Raw genomic sequence first — 16,952 nt, forward strand, 5'->3', positions numbered from 1 at the left:
GGCCTTAACCCGTCCGCCGCAGTGCAGCTGCTGAAACTCCGCCACTGATGGCGGAAGGAAGATGCACAGAGCCAGACGTTTACACGGGGAACCGCTATTCAGAGGTAAAAGGTAATGCCCCGGGCACGGATTGTTAAGGCCCACGCCACCGGGCCTTAACGTTAGCGATTATATCCATAAAGATTCAGTTGCCCGGACAGATATTCCCCGAGATAGACTTCACTGATTTTATTAAACCCTTGTTCAGCAATCCGTGCTTCTAACCATTCTCTGTCCTTATTTATTATTTCAAGCACATCATGGTTTGCCATACCATCAACAATAATCGGATAACGAATATTTTCATCACCGGCCTGGATAATAGTCAGTTGTCCGTTCTGTTCAAGAACCACCCTTTTAAGTTGTCCTATTTCATAAATCCCGTTCGATCTCAGTTTAAACATCAGGTCATTAGCTGAAATACCGTTCATCAGACATTCTTTAACATCAACTTTGCCGTTATAGACCAGATTAATCGGCTTACCGTCTACAATACGCTTAACATAGTGATTATTTTCTTTTAAAAACTTAACGACCAATACCAGCAGAGTCCAGATAATAAGCACCAGGAAAAACTGTAAAACAGTGATCGATTCATTATATATCACACCGCCGATAATTCCGCCCAGTACGTAGTTTTGTACCTGATCCATCGCAGAAGAAGGTGCCAGGTTGCCTTTCCCCATCAGGTTAATCTGTACGATCAGACAGATAATACCTAACCCCAGCTTGATAATAATTGGTGTATAAACCGGCATTATGTCTCCTTACTTGATAATATTAACCGTGGGATTAGTTAACCAGGTTTCCGTCAGGCTATAAGAATTAAGGTCAGCATTCAGATTTACACGATAATATTTATCATCTATTTTTATTATTACCCCGTCTGACAACTGAACAGAATCAGAAAAAACATCATTCACACTGACATTTTTCTCTTTAGCTAATAACCGGACCAGGTTAACCATTTGTGAAGACTGGGAGTGTATATTTTCACTGTTTGTATAATCGGCATACTGCACACCGGAAATAAAAATAAGAAATAAAAAAGCAATAATAGTCAGGTCACGATATTTTGTTTGTAACCGATGACGCATATACAGAATGAAAACAACAATCAAAACAGACAATGTACTGAAAATAAGCAGATATTTTAAGTAATCACTCAGAGCAGACTGTGCCTGCAAATACTCTATCCCGTAAAAATTCATGTAAGCCCTGTCCCCGCGTATTTAGCATCGCCAATGGCAAAAATTATAGCAAATTACCGGTCGGGCAGCCCTGCCCTCCCTCTGCCGTTCTGCTGCGTATTACTGCCTCAGAAAAACAGCGATTGATTGGCTCCGGCAGAGGTCTCCGTTCCCTCTGCCTGTAACGGAGATCACTTCTTATTAAGCAATGCCTTCAGATCAGCAAACGGATTATGGGTCGCCGCGGCAATGTCTTTTTGTGCATCTTCTCCGGCAACCACCGTGGTCCCATAGAGATCAGCTTCGGTGTACTTTGAGTGTTCATGATCATGACAATACAGACACAACAACTCCCAGTTACTGCCATCTTCCGGGTTATTGGTATGATCGTGGTCAATATGGTGAACTGTCAGTTCACGCAGATTGGAATAGACAAACTCCCGGGTACAACGTCCGCACACCCAGGGGTATATTTTCAGTGCTTTTTCGCGATAACCATTTTCCAGCCGCGCGTAGTTTTTAGGAATAAAAGCCATTACAGAATCACCGGTGATAAAAATGTCAGGATAATCTGCCAATATAGCCTATAACCGAAAGCAGGGTAAAATTAAACAACACACGGAATGATCCTGCGGGTATTACACAGGCGATATTCTGTTCTGCCACCACTCACGGCCATGGCCGGTGTGGCGTAAATATCCGCCACACCGGCTGAATAACTCACCTCATTTCACCTGAAACCGGAGGCTGATGATAACTCTGCAGCATACGGCGGACGGGAATAATCAGTAAAGCCAGCACCACCGCGCAGATCACTAAGGCCAGTGAACAGCGCGCAAACAAGTCCGGCAGGCTTTCCAGCTGATCAGCCCGGACCTGGCCACCAATCAGGCCGGCAGCCAGATTTCCCAGCGCACTGGCACAGAACCACAGCCCCATCACCTGCCCGCGTAACTTATCCGGTGCCAGCAGAGTCATAGTCGCCAGCCCGACCGGACTCAGGCACAGCTCACCCAGTGTCAGCAACAAAATACTGCCCGTCAGCCACCACGGCGAGACGCCGGCCCCGCCACTACTGATCACCTGTTGTGCCGCCAGAATCATCAGTCCGAACCCGCCGGCCGCAAACAGAATACCGGTAATAAATTTGGTCAGGCTGTCCGGACGAAAGTGACTTCTGGCCAGTACTGGCCATAACCAGCTGAAAACCGGGGCAAGCAGGATAATAAATAATGCATTCAGTGACTGAAACCAGACCGCGGGGATAGTGAAATCACCCAGCTGTCGCTGAGTATAGTCATTTGCAAATAAATTAAATGATGTCGGTTTCTGTTCAAAGGCAGACCAGAAAAAGGCCGCGGCGATCAGCAAGATAAAGCAAACCACCAGCCTGCTGCGTTCATTTTTATTCAGCCCGGCAAAGAAAAACATCCGGACAAAAAAAGCCACAACCGCGAAAGCGATAAGGTACACCAGCACACTGGCTACGGATACAGGGTTTATCTGCAATGTTCCCTGAATCATTAATCCGGCGACCACCACCAGCAGCAGGCCAGCCACAGCCAGCCAGCGTCCAATCCCGGGCCGGACACACACCGGACGATCCCACACCGAATCCAGCCCCGTTTGCCGGTCATAACGTTTCATGGAGGGTACCGCAAACACACGGAAGATCACCAATGCCACCAGCATACCCAGCCCGCCGATACCAAATCCCCAGTGCCAGCCATAGGAAGTCAGCAGCCAGCCAGAAATCAGCGGTGCAATAAAAGACCCGATATTTATTCCCATATAAAACAATGAGAAACCACCGTCACGGCGCTCATCCCCGGCTTTATACAAGGTACCGACCATTACGGAAATACAGGTCTTAAACAGCCCTGATCCCAGCACAATCAGCAGCAGGCCGCTAAAGAACAGGCGGTTTCCCGCGAATGCAGATAATGCAATCGATAAATGCCCCAGCGCAATCAGCATTGAGCCGTACCAGACTGCTTTCTGCTGGCCCAGCCAGTTATCGGCCAGCCAGCCTCCCGGCAGTGCCGCCAGATACATACTGCCGGCGAAAATACCGACAATCGCCGACGCATGTTCACGTGCCATGCCCATACCGCCGTCATACACAGTGGCAGCCATAAACAGGATCAAGAGTGGTCGGATACCGTAGAACGAAAACCGTTCCCACATTTCCGTAAAAAACAGAGGGCCCAGCGGATACGGGTGACCAAAGAAACCGCGGGGTCCGGAGGTATTTTCAGAAGAATGCATAATGTCTCCCAGTAAAAACTACCGCAAGTCAGGCAGATAGCGAGTATCAGCAGAGGGGCGCGACGTTTCTGCTGCCCTGTACACCGGATTTATTCACCTCTTTGATAACCGGAAAGTTTTTTTTATGGAAGATAAAGCCTTTTTATTAGTGATAAATTCGAAGCTGTTCACAGTTTGTAATTATGGTTATTGGAAAATCCCGACATTTACCGGTAGCAGAGATTATCTGCATACCGCGGTCAGTTTATTTATGAGACACACTCATAACGTTTATCCACCGGACAGGGATTATCGGTAACTGATAACCGGTTACTATAAGGTTACCCATTCTATTCTGGCGGAAAGTAATGCTTAAAACCCGGCCACACTCCGGTAAAACCACCGGGGTGTCATTTGTTATTATCCTGAGTGCACTGATGGCGGTCACTTCGTTATCTACTGATATTTATTTACCCGCGATGCCGGTCATGAGCAAAGAGTTGCTGGGTAATGCAGAGCTTACAGTGACCGGGTTTCTGACCGGCTTCTGTCTCGCCCAGCTGATTTGGGGCCCGATCAGTGATCGCTATGGCCGCCGTCGTCCCCTGTTTATTGGCCTGATTTTATTCATTATTGGTTCTGCCGGCTGTGCATTATCCTCAGATATGCTGCAGATCGTAATGTGGCGGATTTTTCAGGCATTCGGTGCATGTACCGGGCCTATGCTCGCCAGGGCAATGATCCGTGATCTGTTCAGCCGGACCCGTGCCGCACAGATGCTATCGACTCTGATGATTATTATGGCGATTGCACCAATTGCCGGGCCGTTAATCGGCGGTCAGATGATTAAAATAACCAGCTGGCACGCAATATTCTGGTTGCTGGTTATTATCGGGATTCTGCTACTGGCGGCCATAAGTTTCTTACCGGAAACACTGACCAGTGAAAACCGGGTAAGCGTGACACTCAGCGGGGCATTCAGAAACTATTATCAGTTACTGACTAATGCAAACTATATGCGGTTTACCCTGTGTCTGACATTTTATTACGTGGCTGCATATGCTTTTATCACCGGCTCACCCTTTGTCTATATCAGTTATTTCCATATCGACCCGCAATATTATGGCTGGTTGTTTGCGGTCAATATTCTCGGAGTCATGTTACTCAGTATCGTCAACCGCCGGCTGGTACAACACTTCCCGCTGGAGAATCTGCTCAGGGTAGCGGTTACGGTTGCCGCGGCCGCGGCCGGTGTACTGGCCGCAGGTACCGGCGCCGATATCGGTGGTATTAGTCTGATTATCATCTCTGTATTTATATTTTTCGCGATGAATGGTGTTATTGCCGCCACTTCAACAGCCTGTGCGCTGGATGCAGTACCCGGCTTTGCCGGTTCAGCATCGGCGCTGATCGGTGCATTACAGTATGGCAGTGGCATTATCTCTTCGCTATTACTGGCGTTATTCAGTAACGGTACCCCCCGGACGATGGGATGGATTATTGGCTTATTTACGCTGGCCAGCCTGGTGATGGCGCTGACTGCCCGCGCCGGTCAGCAGGAATAATCGCCCGCCAGCGTCCTGCCGTGGCACGGACTGCGGTGGACATTAATGAGCAGGATGACTAAGCCTTAGCTGATTACTGGTCTTTATTTGATAAATACCACGGGTTAAGCTCACAGAACGACACTATCAAAGGAGAGTCTGATGGACACAGTGACACTGAATAACGGTATCACGATGCCTCTTACGGGTTTTGGTGTATTTCAGATGACCGATGCCGCCGAATGTGAACGGGCCGTGCTGGATGCCATAGAAACGGGTTACCGGCTGATTGATACTGCTGCAGCTTACTGTAACGAAACTCAGGTCGGAAATGCGCTAAAACAGAGTGGGATTGCCCGTGACCAGTTGTTTGTCACCACCAAATTATGGCTGCAGGATACTCACTATCAGGGTGCCAAAGCCCAGTTCGAACGATCACTGAATCGTCTGCAGCTGGATTATGTGGATCTCTACCTGATCCATCAGCCCTACGGTGATGTCCACGGTGCGTGGCGGGCAATGGAAGAACTGCAACAGGCAGGAAAAATCCGCGCTATCGGGGTCAGTAATTTCCATCCGGACCGGCTGGCGGATCTGACTGCGTTTAATCAGGTCACACCGGCGGTTAATCAGGTCGAGGTTAATCCGTTTAACCAGCAGTTGCATGCTGTCCCCTGGATGAAAAGCCGTGGTATTGCCCCTCAAGCCTGGGCTCCTTTCGCCGAGGGCCGGAACGGTTTGTTTGAACACCCGCAACTGACCGCCATCGGTAAAAAATACGCCAAGAGTACTGGTCAGGTGATCCTGCGCTGGTTGTATCAGCGTCAGATTGTCTCGCTGGCAAAAACGGTCCGAAAAACGCGTATGGCTGAGAATATTGATATTTTCGACTTCGAACTGAGCGCCGGTGATATACAACAAATCACAGCCATTGATACCGCTACCAGTGCATTCTTCTCGCACCGGGATCCAGCCAGAGTAGAGTGGCTGGCAGCCCGTAAGCTTGATGTTTAGCTGCCCCGCCGCTTATCTGCCGCGGGGAAACAGTCTGAGACTCCGGTAACCCACCAGCGCGGACAGACTCTGTCTGCCTGTACTGGCCCGCCCCTGCCGGTTATTCCGTATCGCGCAGAGCTTCTATCAGCAGAGAAAACGCAGGGGGGTGTTGCTTTCTGCTGGGATAATAGAGGTAATAACCGGAAAATGTCGGGCAGAATGATGCCAGTACCTGAATCAGCTCGCCACTGTCCAGATACTGGCGCACCGTATCTTCAGGGACAAAAGCCAGACCAAACCCCGATAATGCCGCATCTGTTCTTTCATGTAACTGATTGAATGTCAGTTGTCCTTCAACCCTGACCCGTGACGGCTTCCCTTCTGTTTCGAATTCCCAGTGATAGACGCCGCCCGCAGTAGGCAAGCGCATATTAATACAACGATGATTATGCAGATCATTGGGAACCTGCGGAGCCTTGTGCTGAGCAAAATATTGCGGTGAACCCACCACTGCCAGCCGGAAACCGGGACCGATTTTTACTGCGATCATATCTTTCTCGACACTTTCCCCCAGCCGCACACCGCCATCGAACTGCCCGGCGACAATATCCACAAAACCATTATCCACCACCAGATCCAGCTTAATTTCCGGATACTCTTTCAGGAAAGGTTTCAGTTTTGGCCATAACAGTGTACGTGCGGCATGTTCCCCTGCCGATAAACGGATATTTCCTGAGGTAATACCATCCAGCTGTACCAGCGACAACAGTTCCTGTTCCAGATCAGCAATCCCCGGTTCAAGGCAGGCAATAATCCTTTCTCCTGCGTCGGTCGGTGCCACACTACGGGTTGTCCGTGTCAGCAGCCGCAGGTTCAGTCGTGCTTCCAGTGCTTTTATGCCATGGCTGAGGGCTGACTGCGAAACACCCAGCTTCGCTGCAGCTTTAGTGAAGCTTCTTTCTCTGGCTACCATCAGAAAGATTTGCAGCTCATTGAAATTTTCTTTCAGCATCGCCCCGTCCCTTCACTGTTACGCTTTTTCTGCCGCAGTGTTTAATCACCCCGGCGCCTGCAACCGGTAATTATACACTTCCGGCAATGTATAAAAAACACAGATGTATTTTTATCGATTCTGGCCGGGTAAGGCATCATTTGCCGTGCGGCGTTCACCGGACAAAAATAAAGGCAGGCAGTGCCATGTTGTGGTTAATCATAAAATATGCCCTGACGGCGGGAATGGTCGTGCTTATTTCGGAAACAGCCAGACGCAGTGACCGGCCGGGCGGATTACTGGCCGTACTGCCATTGGTCACCGTGCCGGTGCTTATCTGGATGAAAGCAGAAGGACAGTGTCAGCAAAAAATAGCCAGCCATGGCTGGTATACTTTTGGGTATGTGGTACCGACATTGCCTATGTTTCTTGTTTTTCCCGGGGCTTATCAGCTGTGGGGCTTCTGGCCCGCACTGCTGATATGCTGTTTATCCACGGTGCTTCTCTTTGCTGGCTGGGCAGCAATATTTCATCGCTTTAATATCCATTTACTGTAACGGTTGCCGGATCCGGGTTCAGGCTGCGGCAACCGACATAGCAGGATGCCTCAGCCATTACCGGAAAAACAGCATGTCCGACAGCCTGCTCTGTCAGAGATTAAATAACCCTGAAACCGTGGGTTGCATCTTTTTCCAGTTGCTCCACCAGCCCGTATTCCCAGTCAAGGTAGGCCTGCATCACCTGCGGCGAAACATCTGTGCCTTCATAAGGACGGCGGTAGCGATCCTCAGGCGTTGATAATAACCGGGTTTCGCCTTCTTCTTCTGCCAGTCCCGCGGCACGCCAGCCACTATTCCCGCCTTCCAGTACCACCACCGGTTTTCCGGTCAGTTGCTGCAATTGATCGACAGCAAACCGGGCCAGCAGACTGCTGCCACAAGTGACAACGTAACCTTCTGCGTCAGGGAATGTCCCCGATGCCAGCAGTGCAGGTATATCGGCCCTCAGCAGCCAGTAAGCTCCCGGAATATGCCCTTTCCGGTAATTAGCACTGGTCGTGAAATCAAGGATCTGCGTCTGACCGGTGGTCAGCCATTGCAGTGCCGTAAGTGGATCAACCTGCGGATGCAACCCCGTCGCCGGTACCGGGGCCCGCCAGTCCCCCTGCTCAGTAAATTCAGTTGCCGGCGCATCGAGTACTGCCACCTGCCAGTTCATCTGAGCCAGCCATGAAGCAGTGATCCAGGCCCTGGCTTGCAGATCATCGGCCAGTACAATCCGTGCGCCACGCACACTGGCATAATGGTCAGTTTCCTGCACCAGCTGGCCACCGGGCACATGGCGGGCACCAGGCAAATGTCCGGCGGCAAATTCTCCGGCACTGCGAATATCAAACAGATATGTGGTTCGGTCGCTCTGGCGCTGCCAGTCATATAACTGCGCCAGAGACACGGATTCCACACCGGCTCGTGCGGCAACCTGTTGCGCCTCCTGAAGTGCCCGTGACAGATTCTCCTCACCCGGTTCGCCATAATGCCGCGACTGACCGTGTTCCAGTGTCTGACCGGCCAGAGTCCAGCCAATGGTGCCGTTGCGCAGTGCTGCCACAGGATTTTTCAGACCGGCGTTTACCAGGGTCTGTGTACCGATAATACTGCGGGTACGCCCTGCACAGTTAATAACTACCCGGGTGTTTTCTGATTGCAGATGATCACGGATACGCAGTAGCAATTCTCCCCCAGGCAGACTGATACTGCCGGGGATATTCATGGTCTGGTATTCATCATAACGGCGGACGTCGAAGACTTTCACATCCGCTCCGCAGGCCAGAAGTTCAGCCACTTCTTCTGCTGCCAGGGATGGTGTATGCCGCTGATACTCCACCAGTTCACCAAAGGCTTTTGACGGAGAATTAACATCAATAAACAGCTGTTCTCCCGCCTGTTTCCATCCTTGCAGACCGTCCTGCAATAAAGCGACATCACTGTAGCCCAGCAGCTGTAATCGCTGCGCAGCCACCTCTGCAAGTCCTTCCCCGTTGTCAAATACTACCAGCGGTGTGCTACGCCGTGGGATACGGGCAAAAACGTCGAGTTCTAATTTTGATAATGGCAGGTTAACCGCAAACAACGGATGCCCGGTGGCATATACCGCCTCTTCCCGTACATCCAGCAGTGCCAGTTCCTGGTTCGCCAGCAATGACTGACGGATATCAGCAGCGCTGCGTAATCTGAAATGATGTTTATCACTCATCAGCGGATAATCCCCATATATTCGGTAAATAACGATTGGCATAACCGGAAATAAACGTTTGTTCACTACCATCCGGCCGGAAGGTTGCCCGCGTGACCTGACCTATATTCGCCCCGTAGACATGAATACTGACCGAGACCCGGTCATTAAAAGCATTACTCACCTGATGGATATCACCTGTCAGCGGTGACAGAATTTCGACCTCTCCCGGGGTGAGCTGTACCGGAGGTTGTGACGGAGTAAGACCATGCTGATCACGGATAAACGACTGTGATATTTCAGCGCCCCGCAACATACCAATCAGCCCCCAGACACGGTGATCATGCACCGGCGTACGCTGGCCCGGTCCCCAGACAAAACTGACCACAGAAAAACGCTGCGCGGAATCCATATGCAGCAGATACTGCTGATAATGCTGCGGATGTGGCTGTGCAAATTCATCATCCAGCCAGTCATCTTCCCTGACCAGCTCAGCCAGCAACGGAGCACTGTGCTGTAAAATTTCCGCTTCATCATGGCGGGGATAACGGTCCAGCAGTGCAGACAATTGCTGAATAAAACCGGCTAACCGCCGGTGATTTTTTATCCTGCTCATACAATATTCCTCAGGGGTTGCTCTGCTGCCGGCGTTTTTGCCGGGACAAGAATATGTTCAAGTACCCCGGCTTCCAGTTCAGCGAGGCGCGGATCGCCGCGGCGTCGGGGACGAGGGACATCTATCGTTAAATCCAGGGTGATTTTTCCTTCATCAATCAGTACCACCCTGTCGGCCAGCGCGACCGCTTCACTGACATCATGGGTGACCAGTACCACAGTAAAACCCTGCTTCTGCCACAGAGACTCAATCAGTGCCTGCATTTCGATGCGGGTCAGAGCATCCAGCGCACCCAGGGGTTCGTCCAGCAGTAACAGGGACGGGCGATGGATCAAGGCGCGGGCCAGAGCGACTCGTTGTTTCTGTCCACCGGACAGGGCCGAAGGCCACTCTCTGGCACGGTGCGCTAAACCGACAGCATCCAGTGCCGCAGCTGCCTGTTCACGCCACTGGCCTTTCAGGCCCAGCCCCACATTATCCAGTACACTTTTCCACGGCAGTAGCCGGGCTTCCTGGAACATTAGCCGGGTATCCTGCTGCCGCTCCTGTAGCGGCCGTCCTTCGCTGAGTAAATTTCCCGCGTCCGCCTGTTCCAAACCCGCCAGTAAGCGCAGGAAAGTACTTTTCCCGCACCCGCTGCGGCCAACCACCGCAATAAACTGACCTGCTCCTGCCTCTAATTCGATACTGTTTAATACGGTTCTGTCAGCATACGTTTTACTGACACGCTGAATACTCAGTGGCGTACCGGATGGCTGATGACTGATAGTCATGATGATTTCCCTCCTGACTGATATGCCGGATTCCAGCGTAACCAGACGCGTTCCAGCAACACCGCGCAGACATCTGCCAGCTTGCCGAGTAATGCATAAAGAATGATTGCCACGACCACTACATCGGTTTGCAGGAATTCACGGGCATTCATCGCCAGATAACCAATGCCGGAATCAGCAGAGATAGTTTCCGCAACGATCAGCGTCAGCCACATCACCCCGAGGGCATAACGAACACCAACCATAATTGAGGGCAGTGCCCCCGGCAGGATCACCTGACGAAACAGACTGAAACCGCTCAGCCCGTAACTGCGGGCCATTTCCAGCAACCCACGGTCGATATTGCGGATCCCGTGATAGGTATTCAGGTAAATCGGAAACAACGTTCCGAGGGCCACCAGGAAAATTTTGGCACTTTCATCAATCCCGAACCACAGGATCACCAGCGGGATCAGTGCCAGGTGAGGAATATTACGCAGCATCTGTATTGAGGTATCCAGCAGCCGCTCACCGGGGCGTGATAACCCGGTGATCAGCCCTAGTATCAGGCCGACTGACCCTCCGATAGCAAAGCCACTCAGTGCTCTGGCGGTACTGATTGCCAGATTACTCCCCAGTTCCCCACTCAGGGTCATACGCCAGAATGTTTTACCGATAGTGACCGGTGCCGGTAAAACTCTTACCGATAACCAGCCAGCCTGTGCTGCCAGTTGCCATAACACAATCAGTACCACCGGTAATGCCCAGGGCAATAGTGCATGACCTAACCGCTGTCTGCTGAAACGCAATTTACGGGGGCGCTGTACCGCGGATGCCGGCGTGTCCAGTGAGAAAATTGCCATTATTGAACCTCCTGCTGACGGGATGCGTCCGGAGCCTTGCCCCCCGCTGGCCCGCTCAGGGTGAAACTATAATCAAAGGTGGGAGCGACCTGCAAAGCCACGGGTAACAGCCCGCTCTGATGATAAAAATCAGCCGTCTGCTGTTGCTGTGCCACAGTCTGTGCATCAATCGGCTGCCAGGCCATATGCCGTCGTTCAAACGACAGTTTTACCGCATCCTGTGGGAAGCCAATAATTTTTGACAGCGTCTGGCTGTAACTGTCGGGATGCTGATTTGCCCATTGCTGGGCATCAGACAGACGGTGTAAAAAGTCCTGTAATGCCCGTCGTTTTTCCGGATTTGCCAGAGCACTGTCTGTGGCTGCGACAAAAGTATTACCCGACCATAGTCCGCGGCCATTAACCAATACCCGCAGATGATCCTGAGTTTCGGCAAAAGCGGTATACGGCTCCCAGGTTGCCCAGACATCGACTGAGCCACGAATCAATGCCAGTTTTGCATCAGCCGGGTCAAGAAAACGGAACGTTACATCGCGGGCACTAAGCCCTGCCGCAGCCAGTGCTTTCAGCGCCACGAACTGACCAATAGAACCACGGTTAGTCGCAATACTTTTACCTTTTAAACTGGCAGCAGAGGTCAGTGGACTGCCGGCATTGACCAGTAATGCGGTGCCATAAGCATCAGATTTAGCGACAGCTATCGCTTTCACCCGTGCACCGCCTGCTTCAGCAAATAATAACGGGGCATCACCGATAAACCCCGCATCAACCGCGCCGGCATTCAGGGCCTCACCCAGCGGAGCTGCCGCCGGAAATTCAGCCCAGCGCAGGTTATACGGCAGATTCTGTAGTTTCCCTGCTGCTTCCAGTACCGCCCGCATTCCCCCTTTCTGGTCAGCCATTTGCAGGGTTATCTTTTCCGCATTTGCAGTGGTTGTCACACTTATCGCCAATAGCAGTAGCGCCGGAGTGATCTGTTTCATGGCTGTTCCTTGACGGGGGTGAGGGGGGTGGCCGCAATATTATTGGCCGCAGTCGCCAGGCTGTAGTCGAAGGCATTACTGACATCGACATGCCGTGGCAGGACTTTTTCCTGAAAAAACACATCAGCAGAATGTTGCAGGGCCTGTTGCACCCGCGACGTAAATACTACCGGGGTCACTCTGGCACTGTCTGTCCAGGCTTCTGTCACGCTACGCGGCATATGCAACTCTGTCGCCAGGGCAGCAGAAAATTGCTGTGGGTGTAAAAGCGCCCAGCGCTGTGCGCGGGCCAGCCGTGTCAGTAAATCAGAGATGGCAGCACGTTTATCACTGTGAATAGCATCTTCGCGGGCCAGAACAAATGAATAGCCGCTCATAATGCCTTTTCCCCCGCCATCCGGTACCCGCTGCGCATGATCAAGGATTAGCGCAGAAGAGAGATAAGGTTCCCAGGGGGCCCAGGCATCCACCGAACCGGAAGAAAGTGCCGCCCGTCCGTCAGCAGGGCCAAGGAAACGCAGAGTAACATCGGAAGGTTTCAGTCCCGCCCGTTTCAGTAATCCCAGCACCAGATAATGTCCCCAGCCACCACGATTGACAGCAATACGCTTACCTTTCAATGCTGCCAGCGAATCAATACCGCTGCCGGGACGGGATAACAGTGCGATACTGTCCGGATTGTTTTGCCAGGCACCGACAGCCTTTACCGGTGCTCCGGCAGCATAAACATAGAGGAAGGGTAAATCACCGGTAAAACCCACATCCAGAGCCCCGGCGTTCAGTGCTTCCTGTACAGGAGCCCCGGAATCAAATGAACTGACTTGCAAATGATAAGGCAGATTTTCCAGTTCACCGGAGGCTTTAAGCGCGACCAGCCGGTCACCTTTGACATCACCAAGCCGCAGGGTGACGTTATCGGCTGCCTGTACTAGTGGCGCGGCCAATGCCAATAGCATAATCGCAAGGCGGGTCCTTGTTTTCATCAGACACTCTCCGACAGTACAGGCTCTGCGGCCGCTTTTTCGCGGGTCAGAGGGATCAGCTGCTTGCCGTATTCTGTCGCATCGTTCAGCGGATCGAAGCCACGGATCAGCATATTATCGATACCCAGCCGGTAGTATTCCAGCAGAGCATCTGATACCTGATCAGCGGTGCCCACCAGTGCCGTAGAGTTATATCCTCCGGAAACCAGCCCCGCGATACCGGTCCACAGGCACTTATCCAGCCACTCGCCCTGTTTCGCGGCATCCATTAACCGTTTAGCCCCGGTACTCTGAGGTTTTGGCAACCCGAAATGATGGCCTGACTCCGTCAGCTGTTTTTTCGCCGTCTGATAGATATGGGCTGCTTTTTCTCTGGCTTCGGCTTCTGTGGCACCGATGACTGGCCGGAACGAAATACTAAAGCCGGTTTTCCTCCCGTGGCGGGCAGCACTGGCTCGTACCGCCTCTACCGTGCGGGCTGCACCGGCCAGTGGTTCACCCCATAAAGCAAAAACATCAGCATGTTTACCTGCCACCTCAATAGCTTCCGGTGATGATCCGCCGAAATAGATCGGTAAATGGTCCTGCCGGGGTTTTATTGCCGAAAATGCTGCCTCAGTCCGGTAAAAATCACCGTGATGATCCCACGGTTGCTGCTGCGTCAGCGTCTGTTGCAGAACCCTAAGGAATTCATCCGTACGGGCATAGCGCTGTACTTTCGTCAGGTAGTCCCCGTCACGCCGCTGTTCATAGTCACTGCCGCCACTGATAATATGCACTGCCAGCCGACCGTCCAGTAAATGGTCAAGCGTCGCCAGTTTACGGGCTGCCAGGGTGGGAGAAACAAATCCCGGCCGGTGTGCCAGCAAAAATTTGATCCGTGATGTCTGGCTGCCGGCCAGAGCGGTGACCAGGAAGCCGTCAGGCTGATCGGACCAGCACCCCACCAGGATACGGTCAAAGCCTGCCTGTTCGTGAGCTTGTGCAAAGCTGGTAATATATTTTTTATCAAACAGCGGACCCTGTGCCGGAATAATTTCCGATGCCAGGCGATGTCCGATCATTCCGGTAAACTGAATCCCCATAATTGCCCCTTGTCTGCTACCGTGAGAGTTTCGGCTGATAAGGGGCATCTTATTCACTGCGCTTTAATGAGTGAAATTAATTTTTTAGCTAAGCTAATATAAAAAAAACGCATAATATTAACTGACTTTCTGCGGATAATTGCAGACCCTGCGAATACAGGCTGCGGAACTGCCGGACGGCCCGGGATAAAATGACTGGCGTAACCGGCAACAAAATGAACAGCCGCACCCCGTCCGGCTGACAGGTAATGCAGGCTGTCGGATATTGCCCTGTGGCTGGCAGAAATTATAAAAATTTAATAATGAATCAGCCCGCCATCCACCGCGTACTGGCTGCCCGTGACGTAGGATGCATCATCGGAAAGCAGAAAAAGCGCTACCGCTGCGGCCTCTTCTGCGGTACCAGCCCTGCCCAGGGGGACCTGACTAACCACAAAGTCTTCAAACTGCTGACGCGATTCTTGCGGCATAAAATGTCTGAAGTTGGTTTCTATCGGGCCCGGTATCAGGGTATTAACCCGGATATGCCGTTCGGCCAGCGCAGATGCCCAGCTTTTAGCCATCGCGATAACCGCTCCCTTTGTGGCAGCATAAAGACTGGTCATCGCTGCGCCTTCATAGACAGAAGACGATGAAGTGACCAGGACAGAGGCTGCGGGGTTAAGTAAGTCAGATAACACAGCAAGCTGCAACATCGGTCCGCGAACGTTAACATTCATCATGCGGCTGAAGGCCTCGGCTGTCACCGCTTCAGGCACACTTACTTCAGCAAAACCCGCATTCAGCCATAAGCCGTCAAGCATCCCCCATCCGCTAATGGCTGTCTGCAGTTCGCTGATATCAGCTTCGCTGCCGGCATCGCTGCTGAGGACAAGTGAGTCTGCTGGCAGAAGGTTACGGGCGTTTTCCAGCCGTTCTGCACTCAGCCCGGTGACAGCCACCTGACCACCTTCACTGATAATGCGCAGAGCACCCGCCAGGCCCATACCGCTGGTACCGCCAGTAATAAGTATTCGTTTCCCCTGAAACCTGCCCATATTTACTCCGTTGTTGTTTTTAGAAAAACCGGTGACCTTATTCAGGATAACCGGCAGTTGTTTTATTGCTCAACGCAGGGTAACAGCCCCGTCACCGGCTATTTCACAGGATTTTGCTGTTTTCAGCACTGAATATATCCGGCATATTCAGCTTAATCAAAGCACAATATCGGATCTGATTGTCTGAAATTCAGTAAAAGGTCAGGCGGAAAAATAGCTTTCTATTCCCCCGGCAATTGCCCGCGCTATATTCATACGGAACTGCGGGGTACCGAGTAAATGCTCCTCCTGCGGGTTGGTAATAAACGAAGTTTCTATCAGAACCGAAGGTATGGACGGGGATTTAAGTACCACAAAAGCGGCCTGCTCCGGATGATAACTGTGCATCGTATGGACGCTGCGGATATGACCAATCATATGACGACATAAATCCAGACTGTTTTTTATATTCTGGTTTTGTACCAAATCGAAAAATACCCGCTGTAACTGGGAGTCTCTGGTCTGTACATTAATATCCGCATAATCATCTGCCGCATTTTCCCGCTGTGACAGATAGCGGGCCATTGTGCTGCTGGCCCCACGGGTCGACAAGGCATATACCGACGCCCCGTGGGCCTGCGGGCTGGTAAAACCGTCGGCATGTATGGACAAAAACATATCCGCATTATGCTGGTGGGCAATATTCACCCGTTCGTAGAGCGGAATAAAGTGATCATCTTCACGTGTCAGCCGTACTTCAATACGTCGATGACGGGCGAATAACCGCTGCAGATTATGGGCAATCTCCAGCACCACGTGTTTCTCTTCTTCACCTTTTTCACCTATTGCACCGGGGTCTTTTCCTCCGTGTCCCGGGTCAATCATCACCAGCTTACGGGAATGTAACTCTGCCGGCTGACGGGACGTGGTGACACTGGCAATCGCAGACTGGCTGCGTACCGGATTCTGTGGTGTAAAAACCAGATTCGCGAATTCTTCTCTGGCCAGTGCCGGAAGACATAACGCCAGGCCGGATAATAAGAAATGGCGACGGGCCAGGGGACAAATTTTTTTCATTACGTTAATCAGTTTCCTGAAGCGGGAGCGGGTAAACAGGCGTATATCCGCCAGTATATCGATGATTCAGGTAACTTTTTTGTTGTTTGTTTTGCAAAATACGTCAGTCAGCATCCTGCGATAGCAATGCCCTCTCCCCGCACAGCGGCCCGTTAACTCACCCGCAGTTTACGGATGATTTATCACCAGAGTGATTTAAAGTTAGTCACTTGAAAGACAAAGTGTTTATCCGTATTGACACAGACAATATTCCCCCCTATCATTCGCCCCGTCTTCACGACAATTCCTCTGTAGTTCAGTCGGTAGAACGGCGGACTGTTAATCCGTATGTCACTGGT

General features: G+C 51.7%; 17 protein-coding genes. 3 read left to right on the forward strand and 14 right to left on the reverse strand.

Going from position 1 to position 16,952, the window contains the following annotated elements:
* Nucleotides 1-161: 161 nt before the first annotated feature.
* From JK211_RS15675 to JK211_RS15690, 4 genes are all read right to left on the reverse strand, one after another.
* The gene (locus JK211_RS15675; protein WP_212709559.1) at nucleotides 162-797 is read right to left on the reverse strand and encodes a DUF421 domain-containing protein; all 636 of its coding nucleotides are present in this window, start codon (nucleotides 795-797) and stop codon (nucleotides 162-164) included.
* 9 nt (nucleotides 798-806) lie between these two features.
* Nucleotides 807-1,250, reverse strand: coding sequence for a DUF3290 domain-containing protein (locus JK211_RS15680; protein WP_212709560.1), 444 nt, complete (start codon nucleotides 1,248-1,250; stop codon nucleotides 807-809).
* A 170-nt stretch (nucleotides 1,251-1,420) separates the two neighbouring features.
* Nucleotides 1,421-1,765: a YajD family HNH nuclease gene (gene yajD, locus JK211_RS15685; protein ID WP_212709561.1), complete on the reverse strand. Its 345-nt coding sequence runs from the start codon at nucleotides 1,763-1,765 to the stop codon at nucleotides 1,421-1,423.
* Nucleotides 1,766-1,949: 184 nt separating this feature from the next.
* Nucleotides 1,950-3,497 (reverse strand): peptide MFS transporter, encoded by a 1,548-nt coding sequence (locus tag JK211_RS15690; protein ID WP_212709562.1) that lies wholly within the window; start codon nucleotides 3,495-3,497, stop codon nucleotides 1,950-1,952.
* Between the two features lie 347 nt (nucleotides 3,498-3,844).
* Between JK211_RS15690 and JK211_RS15695 the strand changes: the two genes are divergently transcribed.
* A complete protein-coding gene (locus tag JK211_RS15695) occupies nucleotides 3,845-5,041 on the forward strand; it encodes a multidrug effflux MFS transporter (RefSeq protein WP_212709563.1) in 1,197 nt (398 codons plus the stop codon).
* A 141-nt stretch (nucleotides 5,042-5,182) separates the two neighbouring features.
* Nucleotides 5,183-6,034 (forward strand): aldo/keto reductase, encoded by an 852-nt coding sequence (locus JK211_RS15700; RefSeq protein ID WP_212709564.1) that lies wholly within the window; start codon nucleotides 5,183-5,185, stop codon nucleotides 6,032-6,034.
* 100 nt (nucleotides 6,035-6,134) lie between these two features.
* On the opposite strand, the gene JK211_RS15705 is transcribed toward JK211_RS15700, so the two are convergent.
* Nucleotides 6,135-7,028, reverse strand: coding sequence for a LysR family transcriptional regulator (locus JK211_RS15705; protein ID WP_212709565.1), 894 nt, complete (start codon nucleotides 7,026-7,028; stop codon nucleotides 6,135-6,137).
* A 185-nt stretch (nucleotides 7,029-7,213) separates the two neighbouring features.
* On the opposite strand from JK211_RS15705, the gene JK211_RS15710 reads away from it, so the two are divergent.
* On the forward strand, nucleotides 7,214-7,564 hold the full coding sequence (locus JK211_RS15710) for a DUF3147 family protein (RefSeq protein ID WP_212709566.1): 351 nt from the start codon (nucleotides 7,214-7,216) through the stop codon (nucleotides 7,562-7,564).
* Between the two features lie 100 nt (nucleotides 7,565-7,664).
* On the opposite strand, the gene JK211_RS15715 is transcribed toward JK211_RS15710, so the two are convergent.
* From JK211_RS15715 to JK211_RS15755, 9 genes are all read right to left on the reverse strand, one after another.
* Entirely contained in the window at nucleotides 7,665-9,260 is a 1,596-nt protein-coding gene (locus JK211_RS15715) for a rhodanese homology domain-containing protein (RefSeq protein WP_212709567.1), read from the reverse strand.
* Nucleotides 9,253-9,855 (reverse strand): cysteine dioxygenase, encoded by a 603-nt coding sequence (locus JK211_RS15720; protein ID WP_212709568.1) that lies wholly within the window; start codon nucleotides 9,853-9,855, stop codon nucleotides 9,253-9,255. The genes JK211_RS15715 and JK211_RS15720 overlap by 8 nt, the downstream gene beginning before the upstream one ends.
* On the reverse strand, nucleotides 9,852-10,628 hold the full coding sequence (ssuB, locus tag JK211_RS15725; protein WP_212709569.1) for an aliphatic sulfonates ABC transporter ATP-binding protein: 777 nt from the start codon (nucleotides 10,626-10,628) through the stop codon (nucleotides 9,852-9,854). Before ssuB ends, JK211_RS15720 begins: the two co-directional genes overlap by 4 nt.
* Nucleotides 10,625-11,470: an aliphatic sulfonate ABC transporter permease SsuC gene (ssuC, locus tag JK211_RS15730; protein WP_212709570.1), complete on the reverse strand. Its 846-nt coding sequence runs from the start codon at nucleotides 11,468-11,470 to the stop codon at nucleotides 10,625-10,627. Before ssuC ends, ssuB begins: the two co-directional genes overlap by 4 nt.
* On the reverse strand, nucleotides 11,470-12,453 hold the full coding sequence (locus tag JK211_RS15735; RefSeq protein WP_212709571.1) for an ABC transporter substrate-binding protein: 984 nt from the start codon (nucleotides 12,451-12,453) through the stop codon (nucleotides 11,470-11,472). The genes ssuC and JK211_RS15735 overlap by 1 nt, the downstream gene beginning before the upstream one ends.
* Nucleotides 12,450-13,436: an ABC transporter substrate-binding protein gene (locus tag JK211_RS15740; protein ID WP_212709572.1), complete on the reverse strand. Its 987-nt coding sequence runs from the start codon at nucleotides 13,434-13,436 to the stop codon at nucleotides 12,450-12,452. The genes JK211_RS15735 and JK211_RS15740 overlap by 4 nt, the downstream gene beginning before the upstream one ends.
* On the reverse strand, nucleotides 13,436-14,521 hold the full coding sequence (locus JK211_RS15745; protein ID WP_212709573.1) for an LLM class flavin-dependent oxidoreductase: 1,086 nt from the start codon (nucleotides 14,519-14,521) through the stop codon (nucleotides 13,436-13,438). The genes JK211_RS15740 and JK211_RS15745 overlap by 1 nt, the downstream gene beginning before the upstream one ends.
* 296 nt (nucleotides 14,522-14,817) lie before the next feature.
* The gene (locus JK211_RS15750) at nucleotides 14,818-15,558 is read right to left on the reverse strand and encodes an SDR family oxidoreductase (protein WP_212709574.1); all 741 of its coding nucleotides are present in this window, start codon (nucleotides 15,556-15,558) and stop codon (nucleotides 14,818-14,820) included.
* 201 nt (nucleotides 15,559-15,759) lie between these two features.
* Nucleotides 15,760-16,623 carry an N-acetylmuramoyl-L-alanine amidase gene (locus tag JK211_RS15755; protein ID WP_371734648.1) on the reverse strand — a complete coding sequence of 288 codons (864 nt, stop codon included), beginning with the start codon at nucleotides 16,621-16,623 and terminating at the stop codon, nucleotides 15,760-15,762.
* Nucleotides 16,624-16,952: the final 329 nt, after the last annotated feature.

This window comes from Tatumella sp. JGM130, from assembly GCF_018257525.1.
Classification (GTDB): domain Bacteria; phylum Pseudomonadota; class Gammaproteobacteria; order Enterobacterales; family Enterobacteriaceae; genus Tatumella; species Tatumella punctata.